An 18,623-nucleotide genomic window follows, 5' to 3' on the forward strand; every position below is an offset into this window, starting at 1 on the left:
AGCCTATACTTTCGGGATAGCGTGCGTGGCCGCCCGGTTCTCCGGTGCGGCCCGGCATCCATTCCCGAGGCATTCAAGCATGGCAAGCGCAGACAAAGAAACCGTATCCTCGACCCTCCATGCCCTCGGTGGCGTTGCACGCTCGCGCCGGACCCGGCGCATCGGCATCGGCCTGCTGATCTTCCTCGTTCTTTTCGGACTGCTCGGATTCTTCGCGGCGCCGCCGCTGATCCGCCATATCGCAGAACAGCAGTTGAGCCAGCAGCTCGACCGGCCCGCGACGATCCAGCGCATCGCGCTGAACCCTTACACGCTGAACCTCGAGGCCGACGGCATCCATCTCGGCGACAAAGGCGGGCAGGGCGACTTCATCGACATCGCGAAGCTCATCGTGCGGCCGTCGTGGTCGTCGCTGTTCCGCGGCGCGCCGATCGTCAATGAAGTCCGCCTCGACTCGCCGCGCTTCCATATCGTCCGCTACGATGCGCAGCGCTTCAATTTCACCGACCTGATCGAGAAATTCTCGACGCCGTCGCCCAAACCCGAAAGCAAGCCGACGCAGTTCTCGGTGTCGAACATCCAGGTCAACAACGGCCGGATCGATTTCGACGATCGTCTGCTGAACGAAAAGCACGTCGTCGACAACTGGACGCTCGGCATTCCGTACATCGCGACGCTGGCATCGAAGACCGACATCTTCGTCGAGCCGAAGCTGCGTGCGCGCTTCGACGGCAGCCCGATCTCGATCGACGGCAAGACCAAGCCGTTCGCGCAGTCGCGCGAATCGGAGATCGCGCTGAAGTTCGACCGCCTCGACGTGCCGAAGCTGATCTCGTACGTGCCGGCGAAGCTGCCGGTGGCCGTGACGAGCGGCCTGCTGAGCAGCGACCTCAAGGTCAATTTCGTGATGAGCGGCGAGACGCCCGCGCTGCGCGTATCGGGCACCGTCGACCTGAACGACGCGAAGGTGACGGACCACGCGGCCGCGCCGCTGTTCGCCGCGCGCGGCGTGCATGTCGCGGCGGCGAGCCTCGAGCCGCTGCGCAACGCGATGCACTTCGACGAGATCCGGATCGACCAGCCGGTGGTCGACCTGTCGCGCGACAAGCAGGGCGTGCTGAACGTCGAGAAGCTCGCCGCGCAGCCGCCGGCCGCATCGAACGCCGCCGAGGGCAAGCCGGCGGCGTCGGGCGCCGCGGGCGCTTCTGCCGCTGCAGAAGCCACCGCCAGCGGCGCAAAGGTCGAAGCCGACGCGAAGGAGGCGCCGCCGCTCGACCTGACGATCCGTCATTTTGCGATCGACGGCGGCACGGTCAACGTCGACGATCGCGTGCCGGCAACGCCGACCGCGCTGTCGCTCACGAAGCTCGCCGCGACGCTCGACGGTTTCTCGATGCAGGGCAAGACGCCCGCGAAATACACGCTGTCGACGTCGCTGTCGCGCGGCGGTGACGTGACGGCCGAAGGCGCATTCAATCTCGCGGAGAAGCAGGCCGACAGCAAGCTGACGGTCGCTGCCCTCGCGCTGCCGGCGCTGCAGCCATACCTCGGCGAGGCCACGCGTGCACGTGTGCTCGACGGCACGCTCGGCGCCACCGTCAACACGACGGCCGACTGGGGCAAGACGCCGCTCGCCGCGCAGGTCACCGACAGCACGGTCAGCCTGAAATCGCTGAAGATCGCGACGCCCGACGCGAAGGCGCCCGCGATCGTGCTGCCCGACGCAAGCGCGAAGATCGCGAAGGTCGACGTGGCGACACGCATCGCGGAGATCGCGAGCGTCGACGTCAGCGGGCTCGCGCTCGACGTGCAGCGCCTGAAGGACGGCAAGATCGACCTCGCGGCGCTGGCCGAACCGGCACAGGCGTCGGTGCCGAAGCGCACGGTCGCGCGCAAGGCCGAGGCCGCCGCGCCGTCGTGGCATTACCGGATCGATGCGCTGAACGTGAAGGATGCGTCCGCGAACTTCACCGACCTGTCGACGCCGCGCCCGGTGAAGCTGGCGATCAAGCCGCTGGAACTGTCGGTGCAGAAGATCAGCGACGACATGACCAAGCCGCTGCCCGTGCAGTTGAAGGCGACGCTGAACCGCAAGGGCTCGCTGAACGTGACGGGCGACGTGACCGCGCAGCCGCTGAAGCTCGGCCTGAAGATCAACGGCAACCGCCTCGACGCGGCCGCATTCGAGCCGTACTTCGGCAGCGCGCTGAACGCGACGATCGCCAGTGCGCTGCTCAACGCGCAGGGCAACCTGACGTTCGCGCAGGTTAAGGACGCGCCGCGCGCGACCTATCGCGGCGACGTCGCGCTCGTCGACGTGCGGATGCTCGACAAGGCGACCTCCGACCCGTTCGCGGGCTGGCGCTCGCTTGCGCTGACGAACCTGAAGGCGAACTACGACGAGAAGGGCACCGACGTCGACGCCGCGCGCGTGACGTTCTCGAACTTCTACGGCCGCGTGCTGCTCGACGCGCAGGGGCGCCTGAACCTGAAGGACGTGGTCGCGAAGCAATCGGGCCCCGCACAGTCGCTCACGCGTGACGCGAGCAAGGGCGAGCCGGTGCCGCTGTCGCCGGGCATGACGCCTCCGGCTGCCGCCCAGGCCGCACAGCAGGCGTCCGCGCCGGCCGCCGCGTCGGCGACGGTCGTCGTGAAGGCCGCGACGCCGCCGCAGAACCCGGTGCGGATGCACTTCGGCGAGTTGCTGCTGCAGAACGGCCGTGTCACGTACACCGACAACTTCATCAAGCCGAACTACACGGCGAACCTCGTCGCGATCAAGGGCACGGTCGGCGCGTTCGGCACGGATTCGACGACGTCCGCGCCGGTCGACGTCGCCGCGAACCTCGCGGGCAACGGGCCGATCTCGATCAAGGGTTCGGTGAACCCGCTGATCGAGAAGCCGGCGCTCGACCTCACCGCGACCGCACACGACATCGAGCTGACCAACCTGACGCCGTATTCGGCGAAGTACGCGGGCTACCCGATCACGAAGGGCAAGCTCAACGTCGACCTGCACTACGAGCTCGCGAACGACCAGCTGAAGGCGAACAACCACATCTTCATCGACCAGCTCACGTTCGGCGACCGGGTGGAGAACGACACGGCGACCAAGCTGCCGGTGAAGCTCGCGATTTCGCTGCTGAAGAACACGCGCGGCCAGATCGACGTGAACCTGCCGGTGTCGGGTTCGCTGTCGAATCCCGAGTTCAGTGTCGGCGGGCTGATCTGGCGCGCGGTGCTGAACCTGATCGCGAAGGCCGTCACGTCGCCCTTCTCGCTGCTCGCGCATGCGTTCGGCAGCGGCGGCGAGGATCTCGGCTACGTCGAATTCGCGCCGGGCTCGTACCAGCTCGACGATGCGCAGCAGAAGAAGCTCGACACCGTCGTGAAGATGCTGACCGAGAAGCCGTCGATCCGTCTCGACCTGATCGGCCGCGTCGACCCGGCGAAGGACACGTCGGGCCTCGGCGACGCGTACGTCGAGCGGCTGGTGCGCCAGCAGAAGCTGAAGGACGTGGTCGGGCAGGGCGAGAGCATCGACCCGATGTCGGTGAAGGTCGAGCCGGCCGAGTACAGCAAGTACCTGACGCGCGCGTACAAGGCCGCCGACTTCAAGAAGCCGCGCAACATGATCGGCTTGCAGAAGACGCTGCCCGATGCCGACATGAAGAAGGCGCTCGCCGACCATGCGCCGGCCGACGACAACGCGCTGCGTGCGCTCGCGCAGCAGCGCGCGCAGGCCGTGCGCCAGTACCTCGACGGGAAGATCGATTCGAGCCGCGTGTTCGTCGTCGCGCCGAAGCTCGATGCGAAGGGCATCGACGACAAGGGCGCGACCACCCGCGTCGACTTCGGCCTGCAGTAAGCAGGCCATCCGCCGCCGCTGCGTCCGTTCCTCCGTTCGGGCGCGGCGGCGTGCTTCCTTCAGCGCGCGGCGATCGCCGGTTCTTCGCGCTTGCCCAATTCCTTCTTCGCGGCCAGCGGCAGACGCGCGTCGTCCCACTGCGCCAGCCATTCGAGTTCCTTCGCCGTGAACACCTGTCCGTAGTTGCGCAACGCGTACTGCAACGCGTCGACGACGTGGTGGCGAATGATTTCGGGGGTGCGTGCATCGTCCAGCACGAACCGGAGGGCTTCCAGGGTCGACATACTCGTGCTCCGGGTCAGGGAAAACCCTTTATCACACGCCAATAGTCGCGCGCCAAGCCGGAAAAAAAATCGCGCGGCGGGTGACGCCGCGGACGAATTGACCGATGCACCGGCGCGGTGCCCGCAGGTGAGCGCGCCCGTCGCAACGTGCGCCAGGCCACCTTGCATTGCGACCGGCTCGTGTCACTTGCGATTGGTTACGTTTGACAGAAAACAGAAAGCCCCGCTTCATGCGAGCGCCCCACGATCCGGCGATATTTTGCGCGCCTGATGGCAAGTCACGCAGTTCAACATCAATCGATGAGGTGGGGTAATCATGTCTTTCCTTGGTAAGCAGCGGAAGTTGGTGGCGATGGTGGCGGGCGCGCTGGCGCTCGCAGGCGCAGGCGCGCACGCGGCGCAGCAGGACGGCAACAGTCAGGGCGAGGACCGCGGCCACGCAAGCCGTGTCGTGAAGCACGTGCTGCTGATCAGCGTCGACGGCCTGCACGAGCAGGATCTCGCGCGCTGCGTCGGCGCGAACACGTGCCCGAACATCGCGGTGCTCGCGAAGAGCGGCGTGACGTACACGAATGCCTATACGCCCGGCCTGTCGGATTCGTTTCCGGGCCTCGCCGCGCTCGTGACCGGCGGCTCGCCGAAGACGGCCGGCCTGTTCTACGACGTGTCGTACGACCGCAACCTGTACGCGCCGGGCGACACGAGCTGCTCGGGCAAGCAGGGCTGGAACGTCGTGTTCGACGAGACGACCGGCATCGACGCCGAGAACGGCGGCGCGCTGGTCCATCTGAACGGCGGCGGCGCATTCAATCCGCAGGCGATCCCGAACGCGAAGGTCAACGGCAAGTGCGTGCCGGTCTATCCGCACAACTACGTGAAGACCAACACGGTGTTCGAGGCCGTGAAGGCCGGCATCCCGAACGCGACCACCGCGTGGGCCGACAAGCACGCATGGGGCTACGACTGGCTGAACGGGCCGTCGGGCACCGGCGTCGACGATCTCGCGCGCACCGAGATCAACTCGATCGACCCGGCCACGGGCACGAACTACACGGACGTCTATTCGCACACCGCGCGCTTCGACAACCTGCACGTGCAGGCGCTGATCAATCAGATCAACGGCCGTGACTCGACGGGCACGAAGAGCGCGCCGGTGCCGACGCTGTTCGGCGCCGACTTCCAGACGCTCAGCGTCGCGCAGAAGGCGACGGTCGCGACGGGCGGCGGCTATCTCGACGCGAATTTCACGCCGAACGGGCAGGTCGCGAACGCGATCACGTACGTCGACAACTCGATCGGCCATATCGTCGCGGCGCTGAAGCAGGCGAACCTGTATTCGTCGACGGCCGTGATCGTCACGTCGAAGCATGGCCAGTCACCGACCGATCACACGAAGCTCGTGAAGAACGGCGACACGCTGACGAAGCTGCTCGAAGCGAACAACTATCTCGACCCGAACGGCAACTTTGGCCAGAACAACACGAAGACGGGCAACCTGAACGACGGTTCGGGCCTGGTCGACACGGGCTTCGTGCAGACCGACGACGTCGGCCTGATCTGGCTGCGCGACCGCAACCAGCGCACGGCCGTGGTCCAGACGCTGAAGGCGAACCTGAGCTGCAACGCGCCGGGGATCTGCGCGGACGGCTCGCAGGCGTACATCCTGTACGGCGCGGCGCTCGCCGAGCGCTTCGGCGATCCGGCCAACGGCCGCACGCCGGACATCATCGTCCAGCCGAATCCGGGCGTGATCTACACGTCGAGCACGAAGAAGGACGAAGAGCACGGCGGCAACGCGCCGGACGACAGCCATCTCGGCCTGCTCGTGTCGTATCCGGGCGTCCATCGCGCGCGCACCGTGACCGACGTCGTCGGCACGAAGCAGGTCGCGCCGACGATCCTCGGGCTGCTCGGTGCCGACCCGCGTCTGCTGCATGCGGTGGTGGCCGAGAACACCGGCGTGCTGCCGGGGCTCGGTATCGGTCGCTGAACCACGCGACGCCGTAGGACTGCCCGCCGCCGGCCGCGCGGCGGGCTGCCTGTGTGCTGCCTGAGGTGCTGTCCGCGTCTACTTCGCGAACAGCACCGGCATCATCTGCAGCGCGCAATCGTGCATGCGCTTGCCGATCGCCTGCACGTCCGGCTCGTCCCGCGCCATGAGCGAATCGCCCGCGCGTTTCATCGCCGCATAGCTGCCGCGCATCGCCGCATACAACGGAATCGGCGACGTGGCGCCGGGGCTCGGCCCTTCGAAATAGCCGGTTGCGGCGAGTTCGCCCAGGTAGTAGGTGTACAGCGCACCGACGTGGTTCGCCTGCAGCCACGCCATCAGCTGGATACGCCGGTAGACCGACACGAGGTCGTCTTTCGGGCGCGAGCCGAGCGCGACGAAGATCTGCAGCCGCGCGAGCCAGTTGCCCTTGCGCGCGGCCTCGACGAGCGCCGTCCACTGCGCGGGCGTCGTCGAGCCCGGTTCGCGCAGGCTGCTCATGTAGTCGATCACGGCCTGCTGGTCCGGTGCCGGGCCGATCTGGTCGGGCGACCTGCACACGAAGCGGGACACGTCGATGTCGGTATCGCCGAGATTGTCGAGCTCGTGCTTGATCTTGCCGTACACGTCGTCGAGCTGTTTCTGAACGTCGTCTCTCGACCATTCGGCCGGCAGCGGGCCCAGCCATACGAGTTCGTCGTCGTTGGCAGCCGCGGCCGCGCGGTAACGGGCGAGCGCGGCATCACGGCGCTTGGCGGCGGCAGCCTGTTCGTCGCGCGCGTCGTCGGCCATGCGCTGCGCGACCAGGTTGACGGCGTCGGTCAGCTTCGCGCAGCGGGCGAAGGCGGCGTCGCGGCGCGCCCAGCACGCGTTGTCGACCGTGTAGATCCAGCGGGTGTTGACGGTCTCCAGTACGTAGTGCGTCTCGCCTGCCTGCCGTGCCACGGCGGCGCGCCCCTTGTCATCGGTCACGCCTTCGGCCAACACCTTGCCGTCGTGTGTGGTCCAGCTGTAGGGCTCGTTGCTCAGCGGTATTTCGCTGCCGCTGTCGCCGGTCAGGTTGATCGCGTAGCGCGTCGTCGGCTTCGTTTCGGCGTGCGCGACGCCGACGGCGGTGAAGGCGGCGAGCGCGACGGCCGCGCAGCGGTGCCAGGCTTTCTTCGGGTGCGTGATGGCGGGCCGCGAGTGGCCGTGGTGTGACGACGGGGTGTTCATTGCCCTCTTTCTCCGTTGTTGTTCTGGTCATGCTTCGCTTGAAGACGCGCGAGTGTAGCAGGCGGGTATCGCGACGGACGGCTTGAATTCTGTCGCCGGTACCGGCATATTCGCCACGCATCACCCGTTCAACGACGCACCGAGAGGTTTGTTCATGCGCCTTCTGCTTGCCCTGCTGCTGCCGTGGTTCCAGTTTTTCACGATCGGCCGCCCGATCGCCGGGATCATCTGCCTGATTCTGCAAATCACGATCATCGGCTGGCTGCCGGCCGCGATCTGGTCGGTGTATGCGCTGAGCCAGTACAAGACCGATCGCAAGATCGAAGCGGCGCTGCGCGGGCAAAAGTAGGTTCCCCGGGGCGACGAACCGCAGATCCGGCACACCGGGATTGAAGCCCGGTGTGGTGAGCCTGAACAGGTAGCAGGACGTGACTGCGCATCTGTCCGGTCGACGGCAGCGCATCCGCATCCCAGTCAGGCTGCGTCGCTGGTTGCCGCTTCCCTGCGCCTTGCCGGCTATCCCGGCGGCACCCCCTCCAGCGCCTCCGCCCGCGCGAACAGCCAGTCGACGAACGTGCGCAGCGACGCATCGTCGTCGTCGCGATACAGGCAATGAAACGGCGGCCCTTCCAGGTGGACTTCCGGAAACAGCGCGACGAGCCGCCCGTGCTCGAGGTCGTCGCGCACGACCGCACGCGGCGCGAGGCACACGCCGAGCCCGCTCGCGGCAGCCTTGGTCATCAGGAAGAACTCACGATAGAACGGCCCGCGCAGCGTCTCGGTGACGACCGAGCCGGCCTGGTGGAACCAGTATTGCCACGCCTGCGGCAAGCCCGCGTAATGCAGTAGCGGCGCGTTGCGCAAGTCGGCCGGCGTACGCGCCTGTTCGAGCACCGGGTGGCCGGGCGCGCACACCGGCACCGCGACGGTCGCGAGCAGCGGCCGCGACACGAACCCCTTGCGGCGCAGCTCCGGCGTATAACGGCGGACCACGATGTCGCAGGTTTCGTCGATCTGGTCGCGCTCGTTGTCGGGCGTCGTGACGAGTTGCACGTCGATGTCCGGATGCTCGGCCTGGAACGCGGCCAGTTGCGTGAGCAACCATCCGTGCGCGAACGATACCGACGCGTTGATCCGCACCGGATGGCCGTCGACCGGTTCGAACATCTGCCCGGTCGCCTGCGCGAGCCGGCCGAGGCAACTCGCGACGTCGACGAGGTAATGCCGCGCGCGCGGCGTGAGCCGCAACGAGCGTCCGTCGCGTTCGAACAGCTTCTGCCCGAAGAACGATTCGAGCACGCGGATCTGCTGCGCGACCGCGCTCTGGGTCACGTTCAGCTCGTCGGCGGCGAGGGTGAGGCTCTGCAGGCGGCCGGCAGCTTCGAAGCTGCGCAGCGCGTTCAGGGGCGGCAATCGGCGCATCGTGAGATCGCGAAGAAAAGCTACACAGTGGGTCAAAAAATGTCGTTTGTGGCGGCCGGGGCGCCTCCCTATCATGGCGCCGACAGGAGAAAACGCCCCGATGACGATCATATCGCCACCCGACGCCCGGGCAACCGGAATTCGCCACCGTATTCGCCTCCGCCGCGCGGCGCGGCGTGCGACGCGCTACCCGGCTGCGGTGCCGTCCGTGCGCGGCCGTGGCGCGCTGGCGCTCGCCTGTGCCGGACTGTTCGCGGCGCTGGCCGGATGTGCGACGAAACCCGAGAACGAGCGGCAGATCGGCAACGGTGGATCGCTGGTGCGCTACAGCTCGAGCCAGACCGAAGTCGACCTGACCGATACCGAGCAGCAGACGCTGCGCATGCTCAGCGACCGCCGCTATGCGGATGCGACGCAGGCGCGCATGCTCGACGCGGTGGCCGGCGCGTTGCGCGCGCAGGGTTACGCGCCGGTGACGGTCGATCGCGATTCGGGGCTGGTGGAGGCGGGGCGCAGCGACGCGCTGATCCCGAAGTGGCGTCAGCTGTTGCGCGGCGCGCTGAAGGCGCGCATCGGGATGCTGCCGACGAAGCCCGATCATGAACGCGTGGCCGCGATCGTGACGGTTCGGGCGGGACAGGACGCGCACGTCGCGATCGTGCGTGCACGATTCGATCGCACGGTGTGGGACAGCGCCGGCGATTCGCGTACCAAGACCGTCATGGAGCCCGAGTACTACCAGGCGTTCTTCACGGAAGTGGACAAGGCGATGTGCACGACGAAGTGCGAACGGTGAGCGGGAGGGTGCGCGCCGGCTTGTGACACTGCGCGTGACTGCCGGGGAGGGCGATCGCCACGGCAGCGCGCCGGCAGCGAAGGCGGGTGCGCCGGAGGCGGGATGCGCGGAATGGATCCGGCATGCGCTCCGGCGTGCAACGCAGTGGGTGCCTACTTCACCGCAAACAGCGTCAGGTTCATGAAGATCTTGAACGCGTAGCCGAGCGTGACGGCGCCGATCACGCCGCCCGCCCACAGGACGACGAACCACATCCAGCCGCGCATGCGCGGCTTCGGCGCATCGGGCTGGCGATCGGTGGAATCAGTGGTGGTAGTAATGCTGGTCTTCATGGCGCACCTTGCCTCGGAATACCCAGTAACCCATCGTCGTGTAGGCGATGATGATCGGGAGGATAACCGCTGCGCCGACCAACGTGAAGGTCTGGCTCGAACGCGGTGCCGCCGCTTCCCAGATCGTCATCGTCTGAGGAATCGCATACGGGAACAGCGTGACGAGCAGGCCGACATAGCCGAGCAGCACGAGCGCCAGCGCGAGCACGAACGGCGTCATGTCATGCCGGGCGCGCACCGCGCGCCGCATCCATACCGCGCACCCGGCGACCAGGAACGGCACCGGCAGCAGGCGCCAGAACAGCCCCGAATCGAACCAGCGCTGCGCGATGGCCGGATCCTGCAGCGGCGTCCACAGGCTGACGACCGCGATGAAGCCGAGCAGCACGACCGTCAGCGGCCACACGACGCGATGGAGGCGCCGCTGGAGGTCGCCTTCTGTCTTCGCGACGAGCCAGCAGCAGCCGAGCAGCGCATAGGTCACGAGCAGGCCGAGGCCGGTCAGCAGGCTGAACGGCGTGAGCCAGTCGAAGGCATCGCCCGCGAATACGCCGTCCTTCACGTTGATGCCCTGCAGGAACGCGCCGAGCGCGATCCCCTGGAACAGCGTCGCACCGGCCGAGCCGCCGATGAACGCGAGATCCCACAGCTGCTTCGTGCGCCGTGCCTTCGCGCGGATCTCGAACGACACGCCGCGGAAGATCAGGCACACCAGCATGAAGATCAGCGGCAGGTACAGCGCCGACAGTACGGTCGAATAGACGATCGGGAACACCGCGAACAGCCCGGCGCCGCCGAGCACGAGCCAGGTCTCGTTGCCGTCCCACACGGGTGCGACCGTGTTCATCATCAGGTCGCGTTCCTTCTCGTCCGGGAAGAACGGGAAGACGATGCCGATGCCGAGGTCGAAGCCGTCGAGCACGACGTACATGAAGAGCCCCAATGCGATGATCGCGGCCCAGATTACGGTGACGTCCATAGGGTTTCTCGTGTGCGGATAGGGTGGGCTCAGACGGTCTCGAGCGGTTCGTCGACGGCCGACATCGGGCGGCGCGCGGTGTGGTCGGGGCGCGTGTCGGGCGTGTCGTCGTGCTTCACGTCGGGCAGCGCGGGGCCGGCCTTCATCAGCTTCAGCATGTAGTACACGCCGGTGCCGAACACGAGGAAGTACACGATCACGAACGTCATCATCGACAAGCTGACCTGCTGCACCGACAGCGGCGACACGGCATGCGCGGTACGCATCACGCCGTACACGACCCACGGCTGGCGGCCCGCTTCGGTCGTCACCCAGCCCGCGAGCAGCGACACGAAGCCGGTCGGGCCCATCACGATCGCGAAGCGCTGGAACCACTTCGATTCATACAGGCGGCCGCGGCGGCGCAGGAACCATGCGAGTGCCGCGAGGCCGATCATCGCGAAGCCGAGGCCGACCATGATCCGGAAGCTCCAGAACACGACCGTCGAGTTCGGGCGGTCTTCCGGCGGGAAGTCCTTCAGCCCGCGGATCTCGCCGTCCCAGCTGTGCGTGAGGATCAGGCTGCCGAGGTGCGGCACCTTCACCGCGTAGCGGGTCGTTTCCGCCTTCATGTCCGGAATGCCGAACAGGTTCAGCGGCGTGCCGCCCTTCTCGGTTTCCCACAGCCCTTCGATCGCGGCGATCTTCGCGGGCTGGTGCTTCAGCGTGTTGATGCCGTGCTGGTCGCCGATCACGGCCTGCAGCGGCGCGAGCACGAGCAGCAGCCACAGCGCCATCGAGAACATCTTCTTCACGCCCTTGTCGCGGCGGCCCTTCAGCAGGTGCCAGGCGCCTGTCGCGGCCACCACCAGCGCGGCGACGATGAATGCGGCGATCGCCATGTGGAACAGGCGGTACGGGAACGACGGGTTGAAGATGATCGCGAACCAGTCGGTCGGCACGACGCGGCCGTCGACGATCTCGAAGCCCTGCGGCGTCTGCATCCAGCTGTTCGACGCGAGGATCCAGAACGTCGAGATCAGCGTGCCGATCGCGACCATCAGCGTCGCGCCGAAGTGCGCGCGCGGGCTCACGCGGTTCCAGCCGAACAGCATGATGCCGAGGAAGCCGGCCTCGAGGAAGAACGCGGTCATGACCTCGTACATCAGCAGCGGGCCGGTGACGGCGCCGGCGAAGCTCGAGAAGCCCGACCAGTTCGTGCCGAACTGGTAGCTCATCACGACGCCGGAGACGACGCCCATCCCGAACGCGACCGCGAAGATCTTCGACCAGAACAGGCAGAGGGTTTTGTAGTACTGCTTGCCGGTTTTCAGCCAGCGATATTCGAGGACGGCGATGAAGCTGGCGAGGCCGATGCTCAGCGCCGGAAAGACGATGTGAAAGGAGACGGTGAACGCGAATTGCAGGCGGGCCAGATCGAGGGCCGAAAGAGCGGTGTCCATACCAGTTGACCGAGGCTGACGATACCCGCCGACGGGTGCCGGCGGACCCCGGCGGACGGGCGTCGGGGTTGGCTGGAGTATGGGCCGCGATGTTGCACCGCGAAATGCGCCAACTCGTCGCAGATGTCCAGCCCGCCGCGCGCGATTCCGGGGTAAATCGTTGATTCGTATCAAGAAGACTGTTTGCCGCGCGCGCAGCCGTGGCGTGGCGGTCTGACGCACGTGCGTCAATATGGCGCGTCGCGTCATCGGAACGGTTCGATGCGGACGCAAATGCTGCGTGAGACCGCGCGACATCGCGCGACACGTTGCCCGCGCGCGGCCGAACCGTTGCGGTGCGTTATCGCGTAATGCGCGCAGTCGTGCCGGCGGGCCGCTGCCGATGGGGTCTGTCACATTGGTAACGCCGCGCAACATTGGCGCGCTCGCCCGTAATGGATGACGGATCGCACGCGGCGTAGCGTTCGGTGTGTCGGGTTCGCATCGACGAACCACCAGCCGGAGAACGTGACGTGAATGGATTGAAGCTCGCACTGGGCGCGGTGGCCGCAGTGGCGATCGCGACGGGCGGCGTGGCGCATGCCGCCCGGGTCGGGGTCTATATCGGCCCCGGCTACCCGTATTACTACCCCGTCGTCCCTGCGCCCTACTACTATCCGCCGCCCGTCGTCGCGGTGCCCGTCGACCCGGGGCCGCCGCCCGAGTACGTCGAGCAGGGACAGCCGCAGGACGACGGCGACGCGAACGTCTGGTACTACTGCGACGCGTCGAAGCATTACTACCCGCATGTGAAGACCTGCAAGTCGGGCTGGCGATCGGTGCCGGCACGGCCGCAGTGACGGAGGCGCGACGATGAAATCCCTATTTCGACCGCTGCGCGTGCCGGCCGCGCTGGCGCTGGCCGGCCTGCTCGGCGCGTGCGCGTACATGCCGACCGGGCCAAGCGTGATGGCGCTGCCCGGCACCGGCAAGTCGTTCGACCAGTTCCGCGCCGACGATGCGAACTGCCGTCAATACGCGTTCGAGCAATCGGGCGGCGTGAGCGCCGGGCAGGCATCGACCGCGAGCGCGGTCGGCAGCGCGGCCGTCGGCACCGCGCTCGGGGCGGCAGCCGGTGCGGCGTTCAACGGCGGCACGGGTGCGGCCGTCGGCGCCGGCGCGGGGCTGCTCGCGGGCAGCGTGGTCGGGGCCGGCGCCGCGCAAGGCTCGGCCTACGACATCCAGCGCCGCTACGACTACGGCTACCTGCAATGCATGTACGCGACCGGCAACCGCGTGCCGGTGCCGGGCGGGATGAGCGGCGGAGGGGGGGGAGGGAGTGGAGGTGGCGGTGGATATGGCGGTGGCGGATACGGCGGCGCACCGCGCGCGGCGCCGCCGATGCCGCCGGCTGGCGTCCAGCCGCCGCCGCCGCGCTACTGACGGCGGCCCGGGCGGCGTCGTGCCGCATGGCGTGCAAGTGCGCGATGCGGCACGACCGTCGGCACACACACGCTGCGTGAATTGCGTACACTCTGAGTCTCGTTTCGGCGGGGCCGGGCGCATCGGTTCCGGTCCGCGTTTACCCAGGACTCAGCGATGATCGATTTACGCAGCGATACCGTGACACGTCCGAGCCAGGCAATGCTGGCCGCGATGACTGCCGCCGAAGTCGGCGACGACGTATGGGGTGACGACCCGACCGTGCTGTGCCTGCAGGCGGTGACGGCCGAGCGGGCCGGCAAGGAAGCCGGCCTGTTCTTCCCGAGCGGCACGCAGAGCAACCTGGCCGCACTGATGGCCCATTGCGAGCGCGGCGACGAATACATCGTCGGCCAGCTTGCGCACACCTACAAGTACGAAGGCGGCGGTGCGGCCGTGCTGGGCAGCATCCAGCCGCAGCCGATCGAGAACGCGCCGGACGGCACGCTGCCGCTCGCGAAGATCGCCGCGGCGATCAAGCCGATCGACAATCACTTCGCCCGCACGCGCCTGCTCGCACTCGAAAACACGATCGGCGGCCAGGTGTTGCCGGAAGGCTATGTGCAGGAAGCCACCGCGTTCGCGCGCGGCCGCGGGTTGTCGCTGCACCTCGACGGCGCGCGCGTGTGCAACGCGGCCGTCGCGTCGGGCCGTTCGATCGCCGAGCTGTGCGCACCGTTCGACAGCGTGTCGATCTGCTTCTCGAAAGGGCTCGGCGCACCAGTCGGCTCGGTGCTGGTCGGCAACCGTGCGCTGATCGAGCGTGCGGCGCGCTGGCGCAAGGTGCTCGGCGGCGGGATGCGGCAGTCGGGCATTCTCGCGGCGGCGTGCCTGTATGCGCTCGACCACAACGTCGAGCGGCTCGCGGACGATCACGCGAACGCCGCGCATCTCGCGGCCGGTCTCGCGCGCATCGACGCCGTGAAGGTGCTGTCGCACGCGACGAACATGGTGTTCGCGCAATTCCCCGAAGCCGATTGCGCGCCGCTCGAGGCGTGGCTCAAGGAGCGCGGGATCCTCACGCAGATGCTGTACGCGTCGCGCTTCGTCACGCACTGCGACGTGTCGCGCGCGGACATCGATACCTTCATCGACGCGGTCGGCGCGTATTTCGCGCAGCGCCGCGCGTAAGGTGGAGTGCGCCGGCCGGCGGGAGGCGCCGGCGCGATGTGGCGCGAAGCAGGGAGCGAAGAGGCGACGGGGGCGACGTGGCGATCCGTCTGTCGATATCGGGCGAGCCGGCGGATTACGCTGGCCGCGGTGCGTCGGCGGGTGGCGTGCCGTCGCGGAACAGTGCTTTCAGTTGCGTGCGCAGTTCGGCGCTGTCGGTGTGCTGGTGCACCAGCACCGCGTGTTGCACGGCGGCCTCCAGCAGTTCGTTGTCGGAGTCGGCGGAAATCGCGACCGAGCAATGCGTCGCGCTGGGAAACTCGCGGCAATCGATATAGCGGCGGGACATGATGTTCTCCTTGCGGGAAAGGGAACGGCCGGATTGGCGTGATCGGCCGCGCGGCGCGTTCGCGAGGCCGATGGAAAAAGTATAGGCGGCGCGGCAGGGTTTCTCGCCACGGGGCGTACCACACCGCGTGCCGCGTGCCGCGTGCCGCAGACCGCAGACCGCAGACCGCAGACCGCAGACCGCAGACCGCGTGCCGCAGACCGCGTGCCGCAGACCGCACACCGCGCACCGCCGACGCGCACCGCGCACCGCGCACCGCCCACCGCCCACCGCCCACCGCCCACCGCCCACCGCCCACCGCATCGGCGGTGCTGCTCACCCGCGCGTCACGGCAGCGGCGCGAGCAGCCGGCGCGCCGCTTCGACGACGCGTTCGGACAGTGACGCCATCGTCGGCGACTGCACGGTCCACGCGTGCCAGTACAGCGTGACGTCGGTCGGATGCGCGGGCGCGAGATCGACGAGCCCCTGCGCGTCGAGCGGCGCGGCGCCGATCAGCGGCTCCGGCACCATCGCGTAGCCGAGCCCGTGCCGCACCGCGGCGAAGTGCGAATGGGTGCCCGGCACGTAGTGACACGGGTAGGCGCCCTCGGGCAACCCGAACTTCTCTTTCAGGAACGACGACTGCAGCGTATCGCGCCGCGAATACGCGACGACGGGCGCTTTGCGCGCGCTCGTGCGGTTCAGCCCGCGCGGGAACCAGCGCACCGCGAATGCGGCGGCCGCGAGCAGCCGGTAGCGCATCGTGCCGAGCGGCGTCGCGAGGCAGCCGCGCATCGGCTTCGGCTCGGTCGTCACGCAGCCCACCGCCATCCCGCTTTCGAGCAGCGCGAACGTATGGTCCTGATCTTCGACGATCAGCTCGAACAGGATGCGCTCGCCCGCGAGCACGGAGGTCAGCGCCGGGAGAAACCACGTGCCGAGGCTGTCGGAATTGAGCGCGATCGTGACCGAGATCGGCGATTCGCGCTCGGTCGCGAGCGTGCTTTGCAGGTCAGCCTGCAGCAGTGCGACGCGGCGCAGGTGCTGCAGCACGCGCTGCCCGGCCACCGTCGGGCGGCACGGCCGCGTGCGCAGCACGAGCGGCGTGCCGAGGCTCGCTTCCAGCGCGCGGACCCGCTGCGTGACGGCGGAAGCGGTCACGTGCAGGCGCACGGCCGCCTGCTCGAAGCTGCCCGTGTCGGCGACGGCCAGCAGCGCGGCGGCCTGCTTCGGATCGATCGTCATCGACATGTCGGTGGCATTCCTGTGAACGTAAGACGAGAACAGCCGCTAGTGTAAGGCAGCCCGCGCCAGCGACCGGTCGCGACACATCGTGCTGCCGTGCCGCATTCGTCGTTGGAATCGGCCAGGGTATGACGCATGCCGCACGCCGCATGCCGGTAGCGCGCGCATTTTGAACTAGGCTATATGAACGCGCGGAACCCGGCATGTGCCATGCCTGCCCTTCGCGCGTGGACGATCGCGCGTCGCGCGCAAGCCGCGGCGCGGGCGTCGTGACGATTCCCATTTGACGGAGACGAACATGTCGATTCGACTAGGCGAGGACGCGCCCGATTTCACCGCGGAGACCACCGAGGGAACGATCCGCTTTCATGAATGGATCGGTGACCACTGGGCGATCCTGTTTTCCCATCCGAAGGATTTCACGCCGGTATGCACGACCGAACTCGGCTACATGGCCGGGCTCAAACCGGAATTCGACAAGCGCAACACCAAGATCATCGGGCTGTCGATCGATCCGGTCAGCGATCACCGGAAGTGGGTGGCGGATATCGCCGAGACGCAGGGTCACGCGGTCAACTATCCGCTGATCGGCGACGACGAGCTGAAGGTCGCGAAGCTGTACGACATGATTCATCCAAATGCGAGCGGCGGCGCGCGCACGGCGGTCGACAACGCGACCGTGCGCTCGGTGTTCATCGTCGGGCCGGACAAGAAGGTCAAGGCGATGCTCGTTTATCCGATGAGCGCGGGACGCAATTTCGACGAGGTGCTGCGCCTGCTCGACGCGTTGCAGCTCAACGCGCAGCATACGGTGGCGACGCCGGTCAACTGGCGGCCCGGTGACGATGTCATCATTCCGACGTCGGTGTCGGACGATGCGGCGAAGCAGAAGTATCCGCAGGGCTTCCGGACGCTGAAGCCGTACCTGCGCTACGTGAAGCAGCCGGGCTGACGCGCCGTGCCGGCCGGATGCCGGCAGGGCAGGACCACGACGGGGTGGCCCGCGCGGCAGCCGCAGTGACGGCGGCGGCGCGGGCCGGACAATACGCATCAACCAGCGACGGAGCGACTTCGCGATGATCTTCCGGCAACTCTTCGACCCGCAATCGTCGACGTACACGTATCTGCTCGCCGACCGAGCGTCGCGCGAAGCGCTGCTGATCGATCCCGTGTTCGAGCAGGTGCGCCGCGACGCGGCACTGCTCGACGAGCTCGGGCTGCGGCTCGTCGCGACCGTCGACACGCACGTGCATGCCGATCACGTGACGGGCGCGTGGCTGCTGAAGCAGCGCACGGGCAGCACGATCGCGATCTCGGCCGCAAGCGGCGCGCTGGGCGCCGATCGTTACCTGAACGACGGCGATCGTTGCGCGTTCGGCACACGCTACCTGACCGTACGCGCAACGCCCGGCCATACGAGCGGCTGCATCAGCCTCGTGCTCGACGACGAATCGATGGCGTTCACCGGCGATTGCCTGCTGATCCGCGGCACGGGCCGCACCGACTTCCAGCAGGGCGACCCGCGCGCGCTGTATCGTGCGGTGCACGGCCGGCTCTTCACGCTGCCGGCCGCGTGCCTGCTGTATCCGGCGCACGACTATCGCGGGCTCACGGTGACGAGCGTCGGCGAGGAGCGGCGCTTCAACCCGCGCCTCGGCGGCGATCTGAGCGAAGACGATTTCGCGGGCTACATGCGCAACCTCGGGCTCGCGCACCCGCGCCAGATCGACGTCGCGGTGCCGGCCAACCTGCAGTGCGGCGTCGCCGCGAACGCGCCCGACGTGCAGGCGGCGCCCGACTGGGCGCCGCTCGTCTATACGTTCGCCGGGTTCTGGGAAATCGATCCGCAATGGCTCGAGGATCATCTGCCGGCGGTGCAGGTCGTCGACGTGCGCGAGCCGGACGAATTCACGGGCCCGCTCGGCCACTTGCCCGGCGCGACGCCGATTCCGCTTGGCGAACTGGCCGCGCGTGCCGGCGAGATCGCGCGTGACCGGCCGGTCGTGACCGTGTGCCGGGCCGGCGGGCGATCCGCGCAGGCGACGGTGATCCTGCTGAAGGCCGGCTTCGATACGGTGGCGAATCTCGGCGGCGGGATGCTGCGCTGGCGTGCCGAGGGGCGCGTCGTGATGGACGGCCGGTCGTAACG

Annotated in this window: 17 protein-coding genes; 9 read left to right on the plus strand and 8 right to left on the minus strand. The window is 67.8% G+C overall.

Going from position 1 to position 18,623, the window contains the following annotated elements:
- Positions 1-79 precede the first annotated feature (79 nt).
- Positions 80-3,868 (plus strand): DUF748 domain-containing protein, encoded by a 3,789-nt coding sequence (locus HAV18_RS13115; protein ID WP_166956175.1) that lies wholly within the window; start codon positions 80-82, stop codon positions 3,866-3,868.
- Positions 3,869-3,927: 59 nt separating this feature from the next.
- Here HAV18_RS13115 and HAV18_RS13120 read toward each other — a convergent pair whose 3' ends face one another.
- Entirely contained in the window at positions 3,928-4,152 is a 225-nt protein-coding gene (locus HAV18_RS13120) for a hypothetical protein (protein ID WP_166956178.1), read from the minus strand.
- A gap of 316 nt (positions 4,153-4,468) precedes the next feature.
- Here HAV18_RS13120 and HAV18_RS13125 point away from each other — a divergent pair, with 316 nt between their 5' ends.
- Positions 4,469-6,142 (plus strand): alkaline phosphatase family protein, encoded by a 1,674-nt coding sequence (locus HAV18_RS13125; RefSeq protein WP_166956182.1) that lies wholly within the window; start codon positions 4,469-4,471, stop codon positions 6,140-6,142.
- Positions 6,143-6,220: 78 nt separating this feature from the next.
- On the opposite strand, the gene HAV18_RS13130 is transcribed toward HAV18_RS13125, so the two are convergent.
- Positions 6,221-7,357, minus strand: a complete 1,137-nt coding sequence (locus HAV18_RS13130) for a hypothetical protein (protein WP_166956185.1) — start codon at positions 7,355-7,357, stop codon at positions 6,221-6,223.
- Between the two features lie 154 nt (positions 7,358-7,511).
- Here HAV18_RS13130 and HAV18_RS13135 point away from each other — a divergent pair, with 154 nt between their 5' ends.
- On the plus strand, positions 7,512-7,706 hold the full coding sequence (locus HAV18_RS13135; protein WP_059684201.1) for a YqaE/Pmp3 family membrane protein: 195 nt from the start codon (positions 7,512-7,514) through the stop codon (positions 7,704-7,706).
- A 167-nt stretch (positions 7,707-7,873) separates the two neighbouring features.
- Here HAV18_RS13135 and HAV18_RS13140 read toward each other — a convergent pair whose 3' ends face one another.
- Entirely contained in the window at positions 7,874-8,779 is a 906-nt protein-coding gene (locus HAV18_RS13140) for a LysR substrate-binding domain-containing protein (protein WP_243771618.1), read from the minus strand.
- Between the two features lie 100 nt (positions 8,780-8,879).
- On the opposite strand from HAV18_RS13140, the gene HAV18_RS13145 reads away from it, so the two are divergent.
- Entirely contained in the window at positions 8,880-9,575 is a 696-nt protein-coding gene (locus tag HAV18_RS13145; protein ID WP_166956191.1) for a hypothetical protein, read from the plus strand.
- 152 nt (positions 9,576-9,727) lie between these two features.
- Here HAV18_RS13145 and HAV18_RS13150 read toward each other — a convergent pair whose 3' ends face one another.
- From HAV18_RS13150 to HAV18_RS13160, 3 genes are read right to left on the minus strand one after another with little or no spacing between them, the layout of a single operon-like run.
- Positions 9,728-9,907 (minus strand): hypothetical protein, encoded by a 180-nt coding sequence (locus HAV18_RS13150; RefSeq protein ID WP_166956194.1) that lies wholly within the window; start codon positions 9,905-9,907, stop codon positions 9,728-9,730.
- A complete protein-coding gene (gene cydB, locus HAV18_RS13155; RefSeq protein ID WP_166956198.1) occupies positions 9,879-10,886 on the minus strand; it encodes a cytochrome d ubiquinol oxidase subunit II in 1,008 nt (335 codons plus the stop codon). Before cydB ends, HAV18_RS13150 begins: the two co-directional genes overlap by 29 nt.
- A gap of 29 nt (positions 10,887-10,915) precedes the next feature.
- The gene (locus HAV18_RS13160) at positions 10,916-12,328 is read right to left on the minus strand and encodes a cytochrome ubiquinol oxidase subunit I (protein ID WP_166956201.1); all 1,413 of its coding nucleotides are present in this window, start codon (positions 12,326-12,328) and stop codon (positions 10,916-10,918) included.
- Positions 12,329-12,840: 512 nt separating this feature from the next.
- Here HAV18_RS13160 and HAV18_RS13165 point away from each other — a divergent pair.
- From HAV18_RS13165 to ltaE, 3 genes are all read left to right on the plus strand, one after another.
- Positions 12,841-13,167, plus strand: a complete 327-nt coding sequence (locus tag HAV18_RS13165) for a hypothetical protein (RefSeq protein ID WP_166956204.1) — start codon at positions 12,841-12,843, stop codon at positions 13,165-13,167.
- A gap of 13 nt (positions 13,168-13,180) precedes the next feature.
- Positions 13,181-13,750 carry a YMGG-like glycine zipper-containing protein gene (locus HAV18_RS13170; RefSeq protein WP_166956207.1) on the plus strand — a complete coding sequence of 190 codons (570 nt, stop codon included), beginning with the start codon at positions 13,181-13,183 and terminating at the stop codon, positions 13,748-13,750.
- 156 nt (positions 13,751-13,906) lie between these two features.
- A complete protein-coding gene (gene ltaE, locus HAV18_RS13175) occupies positions 13,907-14,920 on the plus strand; it encodes a low-specificity L-threonine aldolase (protein ID WP_166956210.1) in 1,014 nt (337 codons plus the stop codon).
- A gap of 115 nt (positions 14,921-15,035) precedes the next feature.
- On the opposite strand, the gene HAV18_RS13180 is transcribed toward ltaE, so the two are convergent.
- Both HAV18_RS13180 and HAV18_RS13185 read right to left on the minus strand, forming a co-directional pair.
- Positions 15,036-15,248: a DUF1059 domain-containing protein gene (locus HAV18_RS13180; protein ID WP_166956213.1), complete on the minus strand. Its 213-nt coding sequence runs from the start codon at positions 15,246-15,248 to the stop codon at positions 15,036-15,038.
- 326 nt (positions 15,249-15,574) lie between these two features.
- A complete protein-coding gene (locus HAV18_RS13185) occupies positions 15,575-16,480 on the minus strand; it encodes an HTH-type transcriptional regulator ArgP (protein ID WP_021164296.1) in 906 nt (301 codons plus the stop codon).
- A 292-nt stretch (positions 16,481-16,772) separates the two neighbouring features.
- Here HAV18_RS13185 and HAV18_RS13190 point away from each other — a divergent pair, with 292 nt between their 5' ends.
- The gene (locus HAV18_RS13190) at positions 16,773-17,426 is read left to right on the plus strand and encodes a peroxiredoxin (protein ID WP_166956216.1); all 654 of its coding nucleotides are present in this window, start codon (positions 16,773-16,775) and stop codon (positions 17,424-17,426) included.
- Between the two features lie 124 nt (positions 17,427-17,550).
- Positions 17,551-18,621, plus strand: coding sequence for an MBL fold metallo-hydrolase (locus HAV18_RS13195; protein ID WP_166956221.1), 1,071 nt, complete (start codon positions 17,551-17,553; stop codon positions 18,619-18,621).
- Positions 18,622-18,623 lie beyond the last annotated feature (2 nt).

This window comes from Burkholderia sp. D-99 (genome assembly GCF_011605345.1).
Lineage (GTDB): Bacteria > Pseudomonadota > Gammaproteobacteria > Burkholderiales > Burkholderiaceae > Burkholderia.